16 protein-coding genes are annotated in these 15,734 nt (G+C 67.5%); 6 read left to right on the forward strand and 10 right to left on the reverse strand.

Annotated elements, in window-relative coordinates; translation table 11 throughout:
- Positions 1 to 615 precede the first annotated feature (615 nt).
- The 4 genes from QZX79_RS03775 to QZX79_RS03790 all read right to left on the reverse strand — a co-directional run bounded on the left by QZX79_RS03775 (position 616) and on the right by QZX79_RS03790 (position 4,860).
- A complete protein-coding gene (locus tag QZX79_RS03775; protein ID WP_294564865.1) occupies positions 616 to 2,301 on the reverse strand; it encodes a ubiquinol-cytochrome c reductase cytochrome b subunit in 1,686 nt (561 codons plus the stop codon).
- Between the two features lie 2 nt (positions 2,302 to 2,303).
- Complete coding sequence (locus tag QZX79_RS03780; protein WP_294564868.1) at positions 2,304 to 3,329, reverse strand: ubiquinol-cytochrome c reductase iron-sulfur subunit; 1,026 nt, start codon at positions 3,327 to 3,329, stop codon at positions 2,304 to 2,306.
- Positions 3,330 to 3,403: 74 nt separating this feature from the next.
- The gene (locus QZX79_RS03785; protein ID WP_133402349.1) at positions 3,404 to 4,195 is read right to left on the reverse strand and encodes a c-type cytochrome; all 792 of its coding nucleotides are present in this window, start codon (positions 4,193 to 4,195) and stop codon (positions 3,404 to 3,406) included.
- A gap of 86 nt (positions 4,196 to 4,281) precedes the next feature.
- Positions 4,282 to 4,860 carry a heme-copper oxidase subunit III gene (locus tag QZX79_RS03790; RefSeq protein WP_294564988.1) on the reverse strand — a complete coding sequence of 193 codons (579 nt, stop codon included), beginning with the start codon at positions 4,858 to 4,860 and terminating at the stop codon, positions 4,282 to 4,284.
- Between the two features lie 209 nt (positions 4,861 to 5,069).
- On the opposite strand from QZX79_RS03790, the gene trpD reads away from it, so the two are divergent.
- Positions 5,070 to 6,131 carry an anthranilate phosphoribosyltransferase gene (gene trpD / locus QZX79_RS03795; RefSeq protein WP_294564875.1) on the forward strand — a complete coding sequence of 354 codons (1,062 nt, stop codon included), beginning with the start codon at positions 5,070 to 5,072 and terminating at the stop codon, positions 6,129 to 6,131.
- Positions 6,132 to 6,198: 67 nt separating this feature from the next.
- Here the strand turns inward: trpD and QZX79_RS03800 are convergent, their stop codons facing one another.
- The 3 genes from QZX79_RS03800 to QZX79_RS03810 are packed head-to-tail and all read right to left on the reverse strand — an operon-like array spanning position 6,199 to position 8,379.
- Positions 6,199 to 6,480 carry an Lrp/AsnC family transcriptional regulator gene (locus QZX79_RS03800; protein ID WP_294564878.1) on the reverse strand — a complete coding sequence of 94 codons (282 nt, stop codon included), beginning with the start codon at positions 6,478 to 6,480 and terminating at the stop codon, positions 6,199 to 6,201.
- 31 nt (positions 6,481 to 6,511) lie between these two features.
- On the reverse strand, positions 6,512 to 6,937 hold the full coding sequence (locus QZX79_RS03805) for a DUF3054 domain-containing protein (RefSeq protein ID WP_294564881.1): 426 nt from the start codon (positions 6,935 to 6,937) through the stop codon (positions 6,512 to 6,514).
- Between the two features lie 38 nt (positions 6,938 to 6,975).
- Positions 6,976 to 8,379, reverse strand: coding sequence for a GntP family permease (locus tag QZX79_RS03810; RefSeq protein ID WP_294564884.1), 1,404 nt, complete (start codon positions 8,377 to 8,379; stop codon positions 6,976 to 6,978).
- A gap of 384 nt (positions 8,380 to 8,763) precedes the next feature.
- On the opposite strand from QZX79_RS03810, the gene QZX79_RS03815 reads away from it, so the two are divergent.
- Genes QZX79_RS03815 through QZX79_RS03825 form a run of 3 tightly spaced genes read left to right on the forward strand, consistent with a single transcriptional unit; the run spans position 8,764 to position 12,113 of the window.
- On the forward strand, positions 8,764 to 10,152 hold the full coding sequence (locus tag QZX79_RS03815; RefSeq protein WP_294564891.1) for an ABC transporter substrate-binding protein: 1,389 nt from the start codon (positions 8,764 to 8,766) through the stop codon (positions 10,150 to 10,152).
- 54 nt (positions 10,153 to 10,206) lie between these two features.
- Positions 10,207 to 11,169 carry a carbohydrate ABC transporter permease gene (locus QZX79_RS03820; protein ID WP_294564894.1) on the forward strand — a complete coding sequence of 321 codons (963 nt, stop codon included), beginning with the start codon at positions 10,207 to 10,209 and terminating at the stop codon, positions 11,167 to 11,169.
- Positions 11,166 to 12,113 (forward strand): carbohydrate ABC transporter permease, encoded by a 948-nt coding sequence (locus QZX79_RS03825; protein ID WP_294564896.1) that lies wholly within the window; start codon positions 11,166 to 11,168, stop codon positions 12,111 to 12,113. The genes QZX79_RS03820 and QZX79_RS03825 overlap by 4 nt, the downstream gene beginning before the upstream one ends.
- A 16-nt stretch (positions 12,114 to 12,129) precedes the next feature.
- Here QZX79_RS03825 and QZX79_RS03830 read toward each other — a convergent pair whose 3' ends face one another.
- Entirely contained in the window at positions 12,130 to 12,570 is a 441-nt protein-coding gene (locus QZX79_RS03830; RefSeq protein ID WP_294564899.1) for a pyridoxamine 5'-phosphate oxidase family protein, read from the reverse strand.
- 342 nt (positions 12,571 to 12,912) lie between these two features.
- Positions 12,913 to 13,365, reverse strand: coding sequence for a pyridoxamine 5'-phosphate oxidase family protein (locus QZX79_RS03835; protein WP_294564901.1), 453 nt, complete (start codon positions 13,363 to 13,365; stop codon positions 12,913 to 12,915).
- Positions 13,366 to 13,643: 278 nt separating this feature from the next.
- Between QZX79_RS03835 and QZX79_RS03840 the strand changes: the two genes are divergently transcribed.
- Positions 13,644 to 14,543 (forward strand): universal stress protein, encoded by a 900-nt coding sequence (locus QZX79_RS03840; protein ID WP_294564903.1) that lies wholly within the window; start codon positions 13,644 to 13,646, stop codon positions 14,541 to 14,543.
- Positions 14,544 to 14,624: 81 nt separating this feature from the next.
- Here QZX79_RS03840 and QZX79_RS03845 read toward each other — a convergent pair whose 3' ends face one another.
- Positions 14,625 to 15,188 (reverse strand): NADPH-dependent FMN reductase, encoded by a 564-nt coding sequence (locus tag QZX79_RS03845; RefSeq protein WP_294564906.1) that lies wholly within the window; start codon positions 15,186 to 15,188, stop codon positions 14,625 to 14,627.
- Positions 15,189 to 15,285: 97 nt separating this feature from the next.
- Between QZX79_RS03845 and QZX79_RS03850 the strand changes: the two genes are divergently transcribed.
- The gene (locus tag QZX79_RS03850) at positions 15,286 to 15,711 is read left to right on the forward strand and encodes a MarR family winged helix-turn-helix transcriptional regulator (RefSeq protein ID WP_294564910.1); all 426 of its coding nucleotides are present in this window, start codon (positions 15,286 to 15,288) and stop codon (positions 15,709 to 15,711) included.
- Positions 15,712 to 15,734: the final 23 nt, after the last annotated feature.

The raw sequence follows: 15,734 nt of genomic DNA on the forward strand, positions 1-15,734 counted from the left end.
GTTTAGAACGCGCGGGAGCGTGGTTATCTGCAGTTTCGACGTCGTGCGCGCTCGTGGGTGGTGGTGTGGTGCATCGACGTCGCTTCCGCCGGCACTGGGCGTCGACGGGCCGCTAGGGGTCCCGCGAAGGGGATCGCTGGCACAGCATCTCCGTCGAGTGGGCACGTAACCACGTTTAGAACGCGCGGGAGCGTGGTTATCTGCAGTTTCGACGTCGTGCGCGCCCATGAGCAGGGAGTGGCGGCGCACCATCCCCGTCGAGTTGGCAGGTAACCACCCTCAGAGGGCGCGGAAGCGTGGTCATCTGCAGTTTCGACGTCGCGTGCGCCCATGAGTTGGCACCGCAGGCGCAGCGTCCCCGTCGAGTTGGCACGTAACCACCCTTAGAACGCGCGCGAGCGTGGTCACCTGCAGTTTCGACATTGCTGGCGGTCGGCAGGCGATGACGGGTCCCGCGTAGGGGAGCGCTGGCACAGCATCTCCGGCGAGTTGGCAGATAACCACGCTTACGACGCTCCGAAGGGTGGTGAAGTGCAGTTTCGACGTCGGGAGTATGCAAAAGGGCCCGGACAGCTAATGCTGTCCGGGCCCTTCCAGGCTGGCGGTGCGGCCGGCCTAGTGGCTTGCGATGGACTCCCGGTCCTGGGCATTCGCAATCTCTCCGTGGTGACCGGAGTGCGACGCGTGCAGTTCCGACGGAGTGACCGGAGCGACCCGGTCCTCGAAGAAGAACCGCGAAGCCCGGCTGCGCAGCTTCTCCGACCGGCTGACGTGGCCGTTGCCGTCCGCGACCGGGGCGTAGGCCTCCGGCGACTCAAAGCTGACCAGCTGGTAGCGCTTGTACTCGTCGACCGGCTCGTGCACCTCGATGAACTCACCGTGCGGCAGGCGGACAATGCGCCCGGTCTCCCGGCCGTGCAGGGCAATCTCGCGGTCCTTGCGCTGCAGGGCCAGGGCCACGCGGCGGGCGATCATGAAGCCGATGATCGGGCCGACGATCACGAGGATCCGCAGCCAGTAGGTCACGTCGTTCAGGGATACGAGGAAGTGCGTGGCGATCAGGTCGGAGCTCGCAGCGGCCCACATGACGCAGTAGAACACGACGCCGGCGACGCCGACCGCGGTGCGGGTCGGGGCGTTGCGGGGCCGGTCGAGCAGGTGGTGCTCCCGCTTGTCCTTGGTTACCCAGGACTCGATCCAAGGCCAGGCGAGCATGAGGGTGAAGACGATGCCGGCTGGTACCAGCGCCGGGAAGAGAACGTTCAGCGACAGAGTGTTCACGCCCCAGGGGAACGGGATGTTCCACTCAAAGTCCCAGTTCGCGCCCACGGTGCCCGGCATCAGGCGCAGCGCGCCGTCGACCCAGCCGATGTACCAGTCGGGCTGCGTACCCGCCGACACGGGGGAGGGGTCGTAGGGGCCGTAGTTCCAGATCGGGTTGATCGTGAACGCTGCGGAGATGGCGGCGACGATGCCGAAGACGATGAAGAAGTAGCCACCGGCCTTCGCGGCGTAGACCGGGCCGACGGGGTAGCCGACGACGTTGGTGTTGGTGCGTCCCGGGCCGGGGTACTGGGTGTGCTTGTGGATGACCACCATGAACAGGTGGATACCGATCAGCAGCAGGATGACGGCCGGAATCAGGAGGATGTGAAGGACGTAGAGACGGCCGATGATCGCGGTGCCGGGGAACTCGCCACCGAAGAGGAAGAAGCTGATGTAGGTGCCGATCACCGGGATGGACTTCACGACGCCGTCGATGATGCGCAGGCCGTTGCCGGAGAGCAGGTCATCGGGGAGCGAGTAGCCGGTGAAGCCGGCGGCCAGGCCCATGATGAGGAGCGTGGTGCCGACGACCCAGTTCAGCTCGCGGGGGCGGCGGAACGCGCCGGTGAAGAAGACGCGCAGCATGTGCACGGCGTTCGCTGCAACGAACAGCAGCGCCGACCAGTGGTGCACCTGGCGCATGAAGAGCCCGCCGCGGACGTCGAAGGAGATGTCCAGCGACGATGCGTAGGCCACCGACATCTCAACACCACGCAGGGGCAGGTAGCTGCCTTCGTAGTGCGTCTCCGCCATCGAGGGGTCGAAGAAGAAGGTGAGGAAGGTCCCCGAGATCAGCAGGATGACGAAGGTGTACAGCGCCACCTCGCCGAACATGAAGGTCCAGTGGTCCGGAAAGATCTTCCGGCCGAACTCCTTGACCATCCCGGAGCCGCCGACCCGTGAGTCGACGAAGTGGGTGACCCGGCCAACCCGGGTCTTAGGCTGATATTCGTGCGTCGCGGTAGAGCTGCTCATTGTCAGCCTCGCTCCCAGAAACTAGGTCCTACGGGTTCTTGGAAATCGCTCCTGGCAATGAGGTAGCCCTCATCGTCAACGTCGATGGGAAGCTGAGGGAGCGGTCGTGCGGCCGGGCCGAAGATGACCTTGCACTCTTGTTCGAGGTCAAAGGTCGACTGGTGGCACGGGCACAGCAGGTGGTGGGTCTGCTGTTCGTAGAGCGCTACCGGGCAGCCAACGTGCGTGCAGATCTTGGAATACGCAACAATTCCGTCGTATCCCCAGTCCTCCCGGCCTTCCGAGGGGTTCAGGGATTCGGGGTCGAGGCGCATCAGCAGGACAACAGCCTTCGCCTTCTCCTCGAGCTTGTTCTCGGCCTCGTTGAGGCCTTCGGGGATCACATGGAAGGCCGAGCCGACGGTCACGTCGGAGGCCTTGATCGGGGTGCCGCTTGGGTCACGGGTGAGGCGCATGCCGGCGTCCCAGAAGGTGTGCTTCAGGGCGTCACCGGGCAGCGGGCCGAGGTCGCGGAAGATCGCGATGGCGGGCAGCGGGGCCAGGATCGCGGCACCGATGAGGGTGTTGCGGATGAGCGGGCGGCGCTTGATGCCGCTCTCGTCGAGGATCGTGCCGACGATCTGCTCGGCCTCGGCGCGGTCCTTCTCGTCGGTGACGGCGTGGCGCTCCTCGGTCAGCTCGTGGTCGGGCATGAGCGTCTTGGCCCAGTGGACGATGCCGACGCCGATGCCCAGCATGGCGAAGGCGGTGCCCAGGCCGAGCGCGAGGTTCTGCAGCCGCAGGCGCTCGATGGTGTCGTTCAGCGGAATGAAGAAGTAGGCAACGAAGAAGAGTAGCGTGCCGAGGACGGAAATGAAGAACAGGAGGGCAACCTGCCGCTCCGCCCTCTTCTCGGCACGTGGATCCGTGTCCGCAAGCCGCGGGCGGTGCGGCGGGAGGCCGGGGTTGGTGAACGTGTCGACCCCGCCCTGGCCCGGCGTAGCTACGGTGACCGACGTATCCGGGCTGCCGTGACTATTGTCGGCCATGATCCCTCTCATCCTTCTTTAGATGCTTCAATGTGCAATTCGTGTAAACCGGGGTGCTGGATGGGTCCAGCGGATCAGGACGACCGCGAGGTCAGCCAGACCGTGAAGGCAATGACGACGCCAAGGCCGGCGACCCAGATGAACAGGCCTTCGGAGACCGGGCCCAGCGAGCCGAGGTCGGCTCCGCCCGGGGAACCCTGCTCTTCGATGGTCTTCAGGAACGCGATGACATCGCGCTTGTCCTCGGGGGAGATGTTCGCGTCGTTGAAGACGGGCATGTTCTGCGGGCCGGTGACCATGGCCTCGTAGATGTGCTTCTCGCTCGAGCCTTCGAGTGAGGGGGCGAACTTGCCGCGGGTCAGGGCGCCGCCGGCTGCCGCAGCGTTGTGGCACATGGCGCAGTTGACGCGGAAGAGCTCTCCACCGTTGGCGGGATCGCCTTCAGAGGCGTCGAGGATCTCCTCGTCGGGGATGGCCGGACCGGCGCCCAGGGTGGCGACGTAGGCGGCGAGCTGGCGGGTCTGCTCTTCGGTGAACTGAACCGGCTTGACCTGAGCCTGCGGGCCGTCCATCTGAAGCGGCATGCGTCCGCTGCCGACCTGGAAGTCGACCGAGGCGGCACCGACGCCGACGAGGGAGGGACCGGCCGAGGAGCCCGAGGCGCCCAGGCCGTGGCAGGAGGCGCAGTTGGCGGCGAAGAGCTTTTCGCCTTCCTCGGCGTCGTTCGCGGAGAAGGACTCGGTCTGGGCCTGCGCCTGGTTGGCTGAGCTTGCCGCGGAGTAGATTGCTCCGACCATGAGCAACGCCATCAGCAGCAGTGCGATTGCTGCTAGGGGGTGGCGCCGCCTCTGAGATAGTGCCTTCACGCGATGGTTCCTGTCTTCTGTAATGCCATGGCTGCTGTGCTTCCTCGTCGAATTCTACCTCTAGTAGAAAAGTCTACCGCAGGAGGCTATTTGAGGAAGTAAATAATGATGAAGAGTCCGATCCACACGACGTCGACAAAGTGCCAGTAGTAGGAGGTCACGATGGCCGACGTCGCCTCGAAGTGGCCGAAGCGGCGGGCGGCGTAGGCGCGTCCGATGATCAGCAGGAATGCGATGAGCCCGCCGAGCACGTGGAGGCCGTGGAAACCGGTGGTGATGTAGAAGGCCGAGCCGTAGGCGTCCGAGGAAAGCGACACACCCTCGGAGACGAGCTGGGCGTATTCGTAGGCCTGCACCGCGACGAAGATGCCACCAAGGACGAAGGTGAGGAGGAACCACTCGACCATTCCCCAGCGGCCGATGGAGAGAAGCCCTCCGGTGCGGCGCGGCTGCAGGCGCTCGGCGGCGAAGACGCCGAACTGGCAGGTGACGGAGCTGGACACCAGGATGATGGTGTTGATCAGCGCAAACGGCACGTTGAGCTTCTCGGATCCCTCGGCCCACATCTCGCCTGAGGTGGACCGGAGCGTGAAGTACATGGCAAAGAGGCCGGCGAAGAACATCAGCTCGCTCGAGAGCCACACCACGGTTCCGACGGAGACCATGTTGGGGCGGTTGAGCGCGGGATGTGGGGCGGCGCTTGGGGCTTGGGTCGCAGATGTCACGAACTCATTATGGCTCTAAAAGTTCCCACTTCACCAACGCCTGAGGCCTTGCGGCGCGTCCAAATCGGTGCCCAAGGGCGCGTGATCCGCGTAACGGCGCGGAAGTAGGAGGGTGATGACTTTCTACAATTCGTAGATAACCTAGGAGTGTGACCACTACTTTGCGCGCTGACGAGGCCAAACAGTCATGGCCGCCGCTGTTCTCAGCCCTCATTTCGGGGAGGGATCTGACCCCCGCGGAGGCCGGCTGGGCGATGGAAAACATCATGTCCGGCGAGGCGACCCACGCGCAGATTGCAGGCTTTCTGCTCGGCCTGCGCGCGAAGGGGGAGTCGGTCGGCGAACTCACCGGGCTTGTCGAGGCGATGCTCGGGCGCGCCCGGCGGATTACGGTGAGCGGCCCGGCCCTTGACATCGTGGGAACCGGAGGCGACGGGCTGAACACGGTCAATATCTCCACCATGGCGTCCCTGGTGGCCGTGGGCGCCGGGGCGAGGGTGGTGAAGCACGGCAACCGGGCGGCGTCGTCGTCCTCCGGGGCCGCTGATGTGATCGAGGCGCTCGGCGTCCGGCTGGACCTGAGCCCCGACGACGTGGCGCAGTGCGCCGAGGAAGCGGGGATCACCTTCTGCTTCGCGCAGGTCTTCCATCCCTCCATGCGGCATGTTGCGGTGCCGCGGCGTGAGCTTGGCGTGCCGACCGCCTTCAACTTCCTCGGGCCGCTGAGCAATCCCGCCGGGGTGCAGGCCCAGGCGCTTGGCTGCGCCGATGCGCGCATGGCGCCGCTGATGGCCGGTGTGCTCGCCGCCCGGGGCGTGCGGGCGCTGGTCTTCCGCGGCAGCGACGGCAGGGACAAGCTGACGACGAGCGGGTCCTCAACCATCTGGGAGGTGCGCGGGGACCGGATCACCGAGCAGGTGGTTCATCCCGCGGACTTCGGCGTCGCCGAAACCGGCGTCGACGCCCTCCGCGGCACCGATGCCGCCGGCAATGCGCAGATTGTGAGGCGCCTGCTCTCGGGCGAGGAGGGCCCGATCCGCGATGCCGTGGTGCTCAACGCGGCGGCCGGCCTCGTGGCGCTCGACGAGGACCACGAGGGGCCGGTGGTCGACCGTATCCGGGCCGCCACGGTCCGGGCGCGCGAGTCGATTGATTCGGGGTCGGCGCTGGCCGCCCTTGAACGCTGGGTCGCGGTCAGCGCCTCACTCTGAGCGCCCTCGCGGAGGGGCTGCGGTTGGCGCGCCGATGCGGGCGTGCGGAGGGCCGCCCGGGCCGGTGCTAGCTGTCGAAGCCGAGGGAGAAGGCCGCGTCCAGGTCGTGCTTGGAGTAGGACCGAAAGGCGATCTGCGTCGTCGTTGACTCCACTCCCTGAACCTTCGAGAGGCGGTCGGCGATCACGTCGGCGAGGTCCTCATGGCGGGACACCCTGGCCATGGCGATGAGGTCCCATTCGCCGGTCACCGAGTACACCTCGCTGATGCCTTCGATTTCGGAGATTTCCTGCGCGCACTCGGGGATGCGCGCGGAATCCGTCTGAATGAGGACAAAAGCGGTGATCATGGTCGGCCTTTCCACTGAGATGGGTACTTCCTCACCGTACCGCCTGGTTTGCGAGGCCGGAGCGGGCACGCCCGCGGCCCCGCACGGCGGCGGCCACCAGCAGCCGCGGTATGAGCAGCAGCAGTCCCAGCACCACGAGCGTGACCACCTGGAAGCTCAGGGCCACACCGCCCCCGGTGAGGAACCGCAGCAGCAGGCCGCCGGCCACCGTGGTGATCCAGATTCCGACACCCGTCGGCCACAGGCGACGCGGCGTCCGCCAGGCGCGCAGGCCCATCCAGCCCGCGACGCAGGCGGCGACGAAGGGCGCAGCCGTCGCCGCGATTCCCGCAGCACTCAGGCCGTGCTCGTGGGTGCTGCGGCCGGAAACCGCGAAGAGGATGATCGCGGCGATGTCGACCGCCAGCCAGGGCCAGAGCCCGGGCGCGGGTCGGGGTGCCGTATGCGGGGATGCCATAGGACAACTTTAAGGCCTCCTCGGGTCCGGCCGGCGCGCTAACCGGCCAGTCCCGCCAGCGCGAAGATGGCTGCGGCGATGACGAAGCCCATCACGCCGATCAGGGTCTCCATCACGGTCCACGTGGCCAGGGTGGTCTTGACGTCCATGCCGAAGAAGCGGCCGACGAGCCAGAACCCCGAGTCGTTGACATGCGAAACAACCACCGATCCGGCGGCGACAGCGATCACCAGCGCGGCCAGCTGCAGGCCGTTGAACCCCGCATCGGCGACAGCCGGTGCGATGAGCCCCGCAGTGGTGGTGAGGGCGACCGTCGCGGATCCCTGGGCGATGCGCAGGATCGACGAGATCATGAAGCCGGCGACGATGAGGGGAATGCCCACCCCGCCGAGCACGTCGGCGAGGGCGGCGCCGATCCCGGAGGTGCGCAGCACCCCGCCGAACATGCCGCCGGCTCCGGTGATGAGGATGACCGAGCAGACCGGACCCAGCGAGGATTCGAGGAGTTTCTCGAGGTTGCTCCCGGTGGTGCCCCGGCGCCGGCCGAGGACGAACATGGCGACGAGGACCGAGATCAGCAGCGCCACGGGCGTCTCGCCCAGTGCGCGGAGGATCTGGTACCAGGAGGCGTCCGCCGCGGTGTCCGGAAGCAGGCCGCCTGCGGCCGCGGTGTTCAGCCCGGTGTTGAGGAAGATGAGTACCAGCGGCAGCAGGAGCACGCCGACCACCGTGCGGAAGCGCGGCGGGTGGGATTCGGCCTCTGCGTCGGCTTGCCCCAGCAGGGCCGGAACGGGAAGGACAAGCCTCCGGCCCGTCCGAAGTCCGAAGAGGTAGGCGGCGACGAACCAGGTGGGGATCGCCGTGATGAGTCCGGCGATGACGACGAGGCCGACGTTCGCTTCAAAGAACGTCGATGCGGCGACCGGGCCCGGGTGCGGCGGCAGGAAGATGTGCATCACCGAGAACGCGCCGGCCGCGGGGAGGCCGTAGCGCAAAACGCCGCCGCCAAGGCGGTGGGCGACGGCGAAGACGACCGGCAGCATCACCACGAGGCCGGCGTCGAAAAAGATCGGGAAGCCGAAAATCAGTGAGGCAAGACCGAGGGCGAAGGGAGCCCGGTGCTCGCCGAACCTTCCAATGAGGGAGTCGGCGAGCGCTTTGGCGCCGCCGCTGGTCTCGACGATCCGGCCCAGCATTGCGCCCAGGCCGACCAGCAGCGCAACCGTGCCCAGCGTGGTGCCGAAGCCGTTAATCAGGACCGGCACTACCTGGTCCGCGGGGATGCCGGTGGCGAAAGCGGTGCCGAGGCTGACCAGAATGAGCGCGAGCAGCGCGTGCAGGCGCAGTTTGATGATGAGGAACAGCAGGACGGCGATGGCTGCTGCCGCGATGAGCAGCAGCGGACCTGCGCCAAGTGTTTGGGTCCATCCTTCGATCTCCATGAATTTCCTTCCAATCACCGAGGGCAGTTTCTACCGGGCTGTGCGTGGCGCCGGAGACCGACCGCACCGGCGGCCTGCGCGTCGGTTGATCGTACCTTTCGGGCAGCCGCTGTCCCAGAAGCAGGGCCGGTGTCCGCACAATTCCGCCAGCACACCGAAGGAAGCGGGCCGGTTCTTGGGCCGAGGGCGGGGTTTCCGGTGGGCGCGCACGATAGCCGACGGCAGGAAAAAGCGGATAGACGCCCCGAATGTATTGATGAAGTGAAGGTGCCGGTGTTCAATGATCCCAGTGCTCCACGGTCAGTGGATCCGTCAACGACGACGGCCCTGTCGAGCACCGGCCGGGCCTGACCTCCCGCGCTGACCTCGACCGAAGGAGGCACGATGCTCAATCGACGACTGACCGCCGGGTCGGTGCTCATGACGGCCCTGCTGGCCGTCACCGGGTGCACCGGATCCGGGGAAACCTCGGAGGACGACGGCGCCCTGATCGTTTGGACGACGGAGGACGTCGCCGAGCGGGTGGCGACCCAGCAGGCAATCATGGACCGCTTCACGGAGAGCACCGGCACGGAAGTCGAGCTCGTCGCAATCGCCGAGGACCAGCTGTCGTCGGTGCTTTCGTCCTCCGCAGCGGCCGGGGAGCTGCCCGACGTGATCGGCGCGCTGTCCCTGAACGGCATGAACCAGTTGTACACCGACGGCCTGCTTGACACCGGTGCGGCAGCCGACGTCGTCGAGGAGCTGGGAACGGACACCTTCTCAGCCCGCGCGCTCGAGCTGACGTCCGCGGAGGGCGAGCAGCTCTCGGTGCCCAGCGACGCGTTCGCGCAGCTGCTGTACTACCGCAAGGACCTCTTCGAGGAGGAGGGCCTTGACGCCCCCGACAGCTACGAAGCCATCGAAGCCGCCGCCAAGGCCCTCGACGCCGAGGGCATGGCCGGGATCGTGGCCGCAACGGCTCCCGCCGACTCCTTCACCCAGCAGACCTTTGAGCAGATCGCCCTGGCCAACGGGTGCGAGCTGGTCGATTCCGAGGGTGAGGTCACCCTTGACAGCAGCCAGTGCGAGGACGCATTCAGCTTCTACGGAAACCTCATCCGCGACTACTCCGTTCCGGGCAACCAGGACGCGGACACCACCCGAGCCAGCTACTTCGCCGGCGAAGCGGCGATGACCGTGTGGTCCTCCTTCATGCTCGACGAGCTGGCCGGCCTCCGCAACGATGCCCTGCCGACCTGCCCCGAGTGCGGGGACAACCCCCGGTTCCTCGCCGAGAACACCGGGATCGTCAGTGCGATCCAGGGCCCTGACGGGGAGGAACCCGCCGGGTACGGGGAGGTCGTCTCCTGGAACATCCTCAACGACGCCTCGGCCGAGGCCACGGACCTGGTGACGTTCATGATGAGCGAGGGCTACGAGGACTGGCTCGGGGTGGCACCGGAGGGCAAACTGCCGGTGCGCCTTGGAACCGCCGACGCTCCCACCGAGTACGTGGACGCCTGGCAGTCCCTCGAGGCTGGGGTGGAGACCCGGGCGCTGCTCTCCGATATCTATCCTGCCGAGACCCTGCAGGCGCTGACGGAGAGCACCGACACCTTCAAGCGCTGGGGCATTCCCCAGGGCCAGGGAGCCCTGGCCGCGGCCGTGGGCGGCCAGTTCATCGCTCCGCAGATCGTGGCCCAGATGATCAGTGCGGGCAGCAGCGGCGCGGACGCCGCCGCGCAGGCCCAGGAGGAGGCCGAGGGTCTCAAGGCCGACCTGGGCCAGTAGCATGCCACCACCTGCGCGGACGCCGTCCGGTATCCGCCCGCTGTAAGGAGCGCTATGTCCGCACTTCCGCTTCGGCCACCCCGACGACGCACCCTGTCCCAGCGCGACGCCCGCACCGGTATCGCCCTGATGTCGCCAACCCTGATCATCGTGCTCGCGGTCGTCGTCGTGCCGCTGCTGTGGTCGATCCTGATTGCGTTCCAGCAGCTCAAACTGCTGGAAATCGGCACCGCCAACCCGTTCCGGTCCCTGACCCTGGCGAACTTCGAGCGGGTCTTCGCCTCCGGTGGGCTCTGGGTGAGCCTCGGCACCACGCTCGTCTACACGGCCGGGTCGGTCCTGCTGTCCATTGGCATCGGGCTGCTGGCGGCAATGGCCGTTCGCCGGCCGTTCCGGGGACGGAACTTCGTGCGGGCCGCGTTCCTGCTGCCGTACGTGGCGCCGGTCGTGGCGGTGACCTTCGTGTGGCGCACCATGCTCAACCCGCAGTTCGGCATCGTCAACGAGGTGGGCCAGTCCACCTTCGGGTGGGCCGACCCCATACCGTTCCTGTCAGAAGCGCAGCGCACGGTGGAGTTCCTCGGAGCGCAGTTTCCAATCCCGACCGCGCTGCTGACCGCCATCGCCTTCGAAGGCTGGCGTTACTTCCCCTTCGCCTTCCTGTTCCTCATGGCCCGGCTTGAGGCACTGTCCGCGGAGTCGGAGGAAGCGGCGCTCGTGGACGGGGCGAGCCCCCTGCAGACCTTCCGCTACATCATCCTGCCCCAGCTGATGCCGGTCATCGCGCTGCTCGCGGTGCTGCGCACCATCTGGACGTTCAACGAGTTCGACGACATTTTCCTGCTGACCGGCGGAGCAGCCGGCACCGGGGTCGCCAGCGTCCGGGTGTACGAGTTCCTCACGGTCCAGCGCAACGTCGGTGCCGCCGCGGCACAGTCGCTGGTCCTCGCGGTCGTGCTCGTCCTGATGCTGGCCGTCTATCTGTTTCTGATGCGCAGGAGGGGAGAACGGCTGTGAGCGCACCCACCACACCCGGAACACAGACAAGTACGGCGCCCGCGCCGAGGCCGCCGGAGGTTCAGCGGGTCCGGGGGTCCCGCCGGCACGAGATCGAACGGCGCAGCCTGCGCATCCTGCGGTGGGTGGTCATCATCGGCCTCCTCATCGTCACCCTGCTGCCGTTCTACTACATGGTGCTGCTCTCCCTCCGGCCGATCGAGGCACTGCTGCGCAACCCCAGCTCGCTCATCATTCCGCCGGCGGAGTTCACCCTGTCCTCCTACCAGCAGGTGCTCGCCTCGACGGCCGCCGGCGGCCAGGGCTTCGGACGGTTCATCGCCAACAGTGCCCTGGTCGCGGTCAGCGCTGTGATCATCTCCCTGATCGTCGCCGTCCCCGGGGCCTACGCGATCGCCCGCCTGCCGTTCTTCGGCCACCGGCAGGTGAACGCGCTTTTCCTCGCCGCGTACCTGTTCCCCGCCATCGTCATGGCGATCCCGCTCTTTGTGCTCTTCACCCGGGTGGGCCTGCGCGGCTCGCTGGTGGGCCTGATCCTTGTGTACATCGCGCAGACGGTGCCCGTGGCGATCTATATGCTCCGCAACTACCTCGACACCGTGCCCGTCGCCGTAGAGGAGGCAGGGCTCGTCGACGGGCTCACCCGGATCGGGGTGCTGCGGCGGATCAGCCTGCCCCTCGTTATGCCGTCGATCATGGCCACCGGGCTGTTCATTTTCATGATCGCGTGGAATGAGTTCCTCTTCGCGCTGCTGTTCCTCGTCGAACGGCGTGAAAGCTGGACGGTCTCCCTGGGCCTTTCACAGCTCTCGGGCAGCGCCGAGATTCCCACCACGGTGCTGATGGCCGGCTCGGTCGTCCTGACCCTGCCGATTCTCATCCTGTTCTTCTCGACCGAGCGGCTGCTCACCGGCGGGCTCACCGCCGGTGCGGAAAAGGGCTGAACCGCAGCGGCGGGTATCAGGCGGTGCCGACTCTTCGGCCGGAGATGGTCGAGGGCCGGAGTCCGATGAAGCGGGCCCGGAAGCCGCCCGCCCAGGGCTCCTCCGTGGAACGGCCCCACAGGGTCTTCAGTAGGTCTTCATCGTCGACCGCTTCAGGGCGGCCCTGCGCGAGCACCGTCCACCCGGCCATGGCCTCGGGCTGCACGTCGTCGACCTGGAAGGCGGATGAACCAAGCGGTGCCCGCCCGAGCTCGCCCTCCTCCGACGTCCTGAAGTAGATCCCGCCGTCGTGGACCACGTAGTTCACGGGAAAGATGTAGAGCGATCCCTCTTTCGTGAACCCGATGCGGCCGGTATGCCGCGTGGAAAGCAGCGCCCAGCATTCGTCGGGGGAGAGCTCAGCGGAGGCGTGCAGGGTGCCCGGCATTTCCCAGTATTCGTTGTCGACGTGTTCCACCCGGTGTCCTCTCGGAAGGCTTGAGCCGGGAGCGGACGCCCCGGCGATGGGCTGGCCCTCCCTAGGCTACCGACCCCCGGGCTGCCTGTGCAGCCCCGGCAGGGGCCCTTTCTCCGGCGCCGTGCCCCGCTGCCTCGGTGCACATCCGGAGACCCCCGGCACCAGAGGCCGTTGGACCCTGTGCGTCCCGGCGGTCCGGTGGGACGCTCGGGGCAGCGCGGGCGCCGCCGGTGTCCGCGACGCCAGCCGCTCGGCTCGGTGAGCCACAGGGTCCTGCTGAACCTTAGCTGTCCGACGCTCGTCACCCGCCCGGCGGTGCCGGCCCCTGCCTGACCAGCCGCGCTACTCGTCCCGCGCGGCTGTGCGCGAGGCGGTCGGGGGTGCCTCGGCGACGGTGAACCTGCGCCCGGTGACGCCGTCCGGAGTGACCCGCACGAACCGGTCCTTCCGCCCGGACTCCCAGGGGTGGACGGGCAGGTCGATGGTGTCAAGCAGTTCCTTGGTTGTCGAAATGGTGCGTGCTACGCCCTTGACGACCACACTCCAGGCCCTGGATCCGCTGTCGTCGAGCCCGTCGGCTTGAACCGCGATGGGCGCCTCGTCAATGGCCGCACGCGCCTTGGTTCCCTCGGAGGTTCGAAAGACCACGGTGCCGTGATCGACCTGGATGTTGACCGGGAAGATCTCGGGCTGGCCCTCGACGCACAGGGCCAGCCGTGCCACCGAGGCGGTGCGCAGCAGGCGCCAGCACTCGTCGGCTGTAAGGACTTCGGTCTGCTCGGCTGCGGGTTCCATACGGTCAGCCTAGGAGTCCGGCCGCCGGTTGGACAGGGCCAAATTTCCCTCGTTCGACGGCGGGACCGCGCAGCGGAGCGGGAGGTCCGGTCGGGTGCCACCGAGGCACGGGACCAAAGCCCCTTTCCACGATGGGGCGGGCGCTCGATGCTTGAAGGGTTCGATGCTTGGCGCGGCGACCAGGGTGCAGGAGGAACCATGGAAGGGAAGGCAGGCGGGAAGGCCCGCGCAGGATGTCCTAGGGCGGGCCGGCCGGGGCCCGCCGCGGCGGTGGCGGCATGAACGGCCCCGCGCTCCCGGTCCTCGTGGGCTACGACGGATCCGACGAGGCCGGCACGGCCGTCCGGTGGGCCGCGCGGTACGCCCAGAGCACCTCGCTGCCGCTGACCGTGGTGCACTGCTGGATCTGGCCGCTGTTCACCCACAACCTCGGCCCTGTCCGGGGTGTGGAGGGCAGCGGTCTGCGCCATGCCGCGGAGGCCGCTCTGGAGGAGGGTCGGGAGATCGCGGTGGAGACCGCCCCCGGTCTGGGGGTCGACACCCGTCTGGTGACCGGGTATCCCGCCGCCGTGATGACGACCCTGTCCCGCAACGCCTCCATGGTGGTCTCCGGCAGCCGTGGGCTTGGCGGATTCCTCGGTCAACTGGTGGGTTCGGTGAGCCTGCACCTGGCCGCCGGAGCCCACTGCCCCGTGGCCGTGATCCGCCAGACCCCTGCAGAGGGTGCACCCGTCGTTGCCGCCGTTGACGGTTCCGAGGAAAGTCTTGGGGCCCTGGTGCTGGCCTGCCGCATCGCCGTCCAGCAGGGTGCGGTGCTGGAGGTGGTCCATGTGGGGCAGGACCTTCCGGCCTCGCTGCTGCGCCGGCGCACGCAGCCGGCGCCGCAGGATGAGTCGATCCTGCGTCGGGCCGTCGAACTGGCGCACGCAACGGAGCCCGAACTCACCGTTAAAGAGGTACCGCTGATGAGCCGGTCGGTGCCCGGAAGCCTGCTTAAGCTGACCAGCGATGCCTTCTGCCTCGTCCTCGGGGCCAAGGGAATGGGTGGTCTCGGTACGCGCCTCGGCTCGACGGTCCACGCGGTGCTCCACCACTCGAAGGGGAACGTGGTCATCTGGCGGAGCACCGCGGCTCCGGCCCCGGATGCGCCGGGTGATGAAGGGGAGGCGGAGGGGTAGCACTCCCGCCTGCCGGAGTGGAGCCGCGGCGGGCGAAACCCAGACGGGCTGGCTGCCGCGGATGGTGCGGACGGCCGGGGCTCAGGCCGGCTGCAGGCGCAGGCGGGTGGTGGCCCGGGAGATCTCGTCGAGCACGGCCGACGCCTGGCGGTCCGGTGCCCTCCGGTCGACGAGCCCGCCGGTCTCGTCGAACGCCGCATAGGCCTTCGCCAGGATGACCTGCTCGCGGAGTGGCACCATGCCCAGTTCGACGACGACCTGCCGGAGCTGCTCGACCGCACGGATGCCGCCGCCCGGGCCCCCGTACCCGACGAAGCCCACCGGCTTGCCGTTCCACTCGTGGTACAGGTGGTCCAGGGCGTTTTTCAGCACGGCGGGGTAGCCGTGGTTGTACTCCGGAGTTACCAGGATGTACCCGTCGGCCTGGGCGATCTTTGTGCCCCACGCCCGCGCCGCAGGGTCCGGTGACGGACCGAACGCGGGAGGTACCGGCGCGTTGAAGAACGGCAGCGGCCAGTCGGCGAGGTCGAGGAACTCAGTCGTGAAGTCGGTCCGGGCCCGCGCATGGTCCATGAACCATCGGGCCACCTTCTCGCCGACCCTGCCCTCCCGGGTGGAACCGAGGATGATCTGCACATGTGCCACTTGGGTCCTCCGCAGGATCGATTCAACGCCGAATAGTCCTAGTTTCCCACCACAGTTGAAGTAGTCAACTATCTATTCCAACAAGTACCGTGCCTTCATGCCATCGCGCCAGGAATCGACCTTCGAACTCGTTCAACTCGTGATCCGCCTTGGCGAACGGATGCGGCAGCACTATGCCCGCCGCGCCGACGAATTTGACCTCACCCCGACACAGGCCCAGGTGCTGCGCGAGCTGACAGCCGGCCCCGCACCCATGGGCGAACTCGCCGTGCGGTTGTCGTGCGATGCCTCCAACATGACGGGCGTCTCGGACCGGCTGGAAGCCCGCGGCCTGCTCGAACGGCTCCCGTCACCGGGGGACCGGCGGGTGAAGGTGCTGTCCCTGACCGACGACGGCCGGGCGCTCCACCGCAGCCTGTGGACCCGGCTCATGGACAATTCCCCGGTTGCCGAGGGGCTGAATGAGGCCGAGCAGGAAACTTTGAAGATGCTTCTGCAGAAGCTGGAGCGTGCAGGCGGGTAGGAGGCTGCGGGCGTCCATCCCGG

This window comes from uncultured Arthrobacter sp. (assembly GCF_902805515.1).
In the GTDB taxonomy this organism is placed as follows: domain Bacteria; phylum Actinomycetota; class Actinomycetes; order Actinomycetales; family Micrococcaceae; genus Arthrobacter_D.

Bases quoted from the DNA above. Each gene is read 5' to 3' on its own strand.
- QZX79_RS03800 (WP_294564878.1), bottom strand. From the start codon at position 6,480: ATGATCACCGCTTTTGTCCTCATTCAGACGGATTCCGCGCGCATCCCC.
- QZX79_RS03810 (WP_294564884.1), bottom strand. From the start codon at position 8,379: ATGGAGATCGAAGGATGGACCCAAACACTTGGCGCAGGTCCGCTGCTG.
- QZX79_RS03775 (WP_294564865.1), bottom strand. From the start codon at position 2,301: ATGAGCAGCTCTACCGCGACGCACGAATATCAGCCTAAGACCCGGGTT.
- QZX79_RS03835 (WP_294564901.1), bottom strand. From the start codon at position 13,365: ATGGAACCCGCAGCCGAGCAGACCGAAGTCCTTACAGCCGACGAGTGC.
- QZX79_RS03780 (WP_294564868.1), bottom strand. From the start codon at position 3,329: ATGGCCGACAATAGTCACGGCAGCCCGGATACGTCGGTCACCGTAGCT.
- QZX79_RS03820 (WP_294564894.1), top strand. From the start codon at position 10,207: ATGTCCGCACTTCCGCTTCGGCCACCCCGACGACGCACCCTGTCCCAG.
- QZX79_RS03805 (WP_294564881.1), bottom strand. From the start codon at position 6,937: ATGGCATCCCCGCATACGGCACCCCGACCCGCGCCCGGGCTCTGGCCC.
- QZX79_RS03815 (WP_294564891.1), top strand. From the start codon at position 8,764: ATGCTCAATCGACGACTGACCGCCGGGTCGGTGCTCATGACGGCCCTG.
- QZX79_RS03840 (WP_294564903.1), top strand. From the start codon at position 13,644: ATGAACGGCCCCGCGCTCCCGGTCCTCGTGGGCTACGACGGATCCGAC.
- QZX79_RS03850 (WP_294564910.1), top strand. From the start codon at position 15,286: ATGCCATCGCGCCAGGAATCGACCTTCGAACTCGTTCAACTCGTGATC.
- QZX79_RS03790 (WP_294564988.1), bottom strand. From the start codon at position 4,860: ATGGTCTCCGTCGGAACCGTGGTGTGGCTCTCGAGCGAGCTGATGTTC.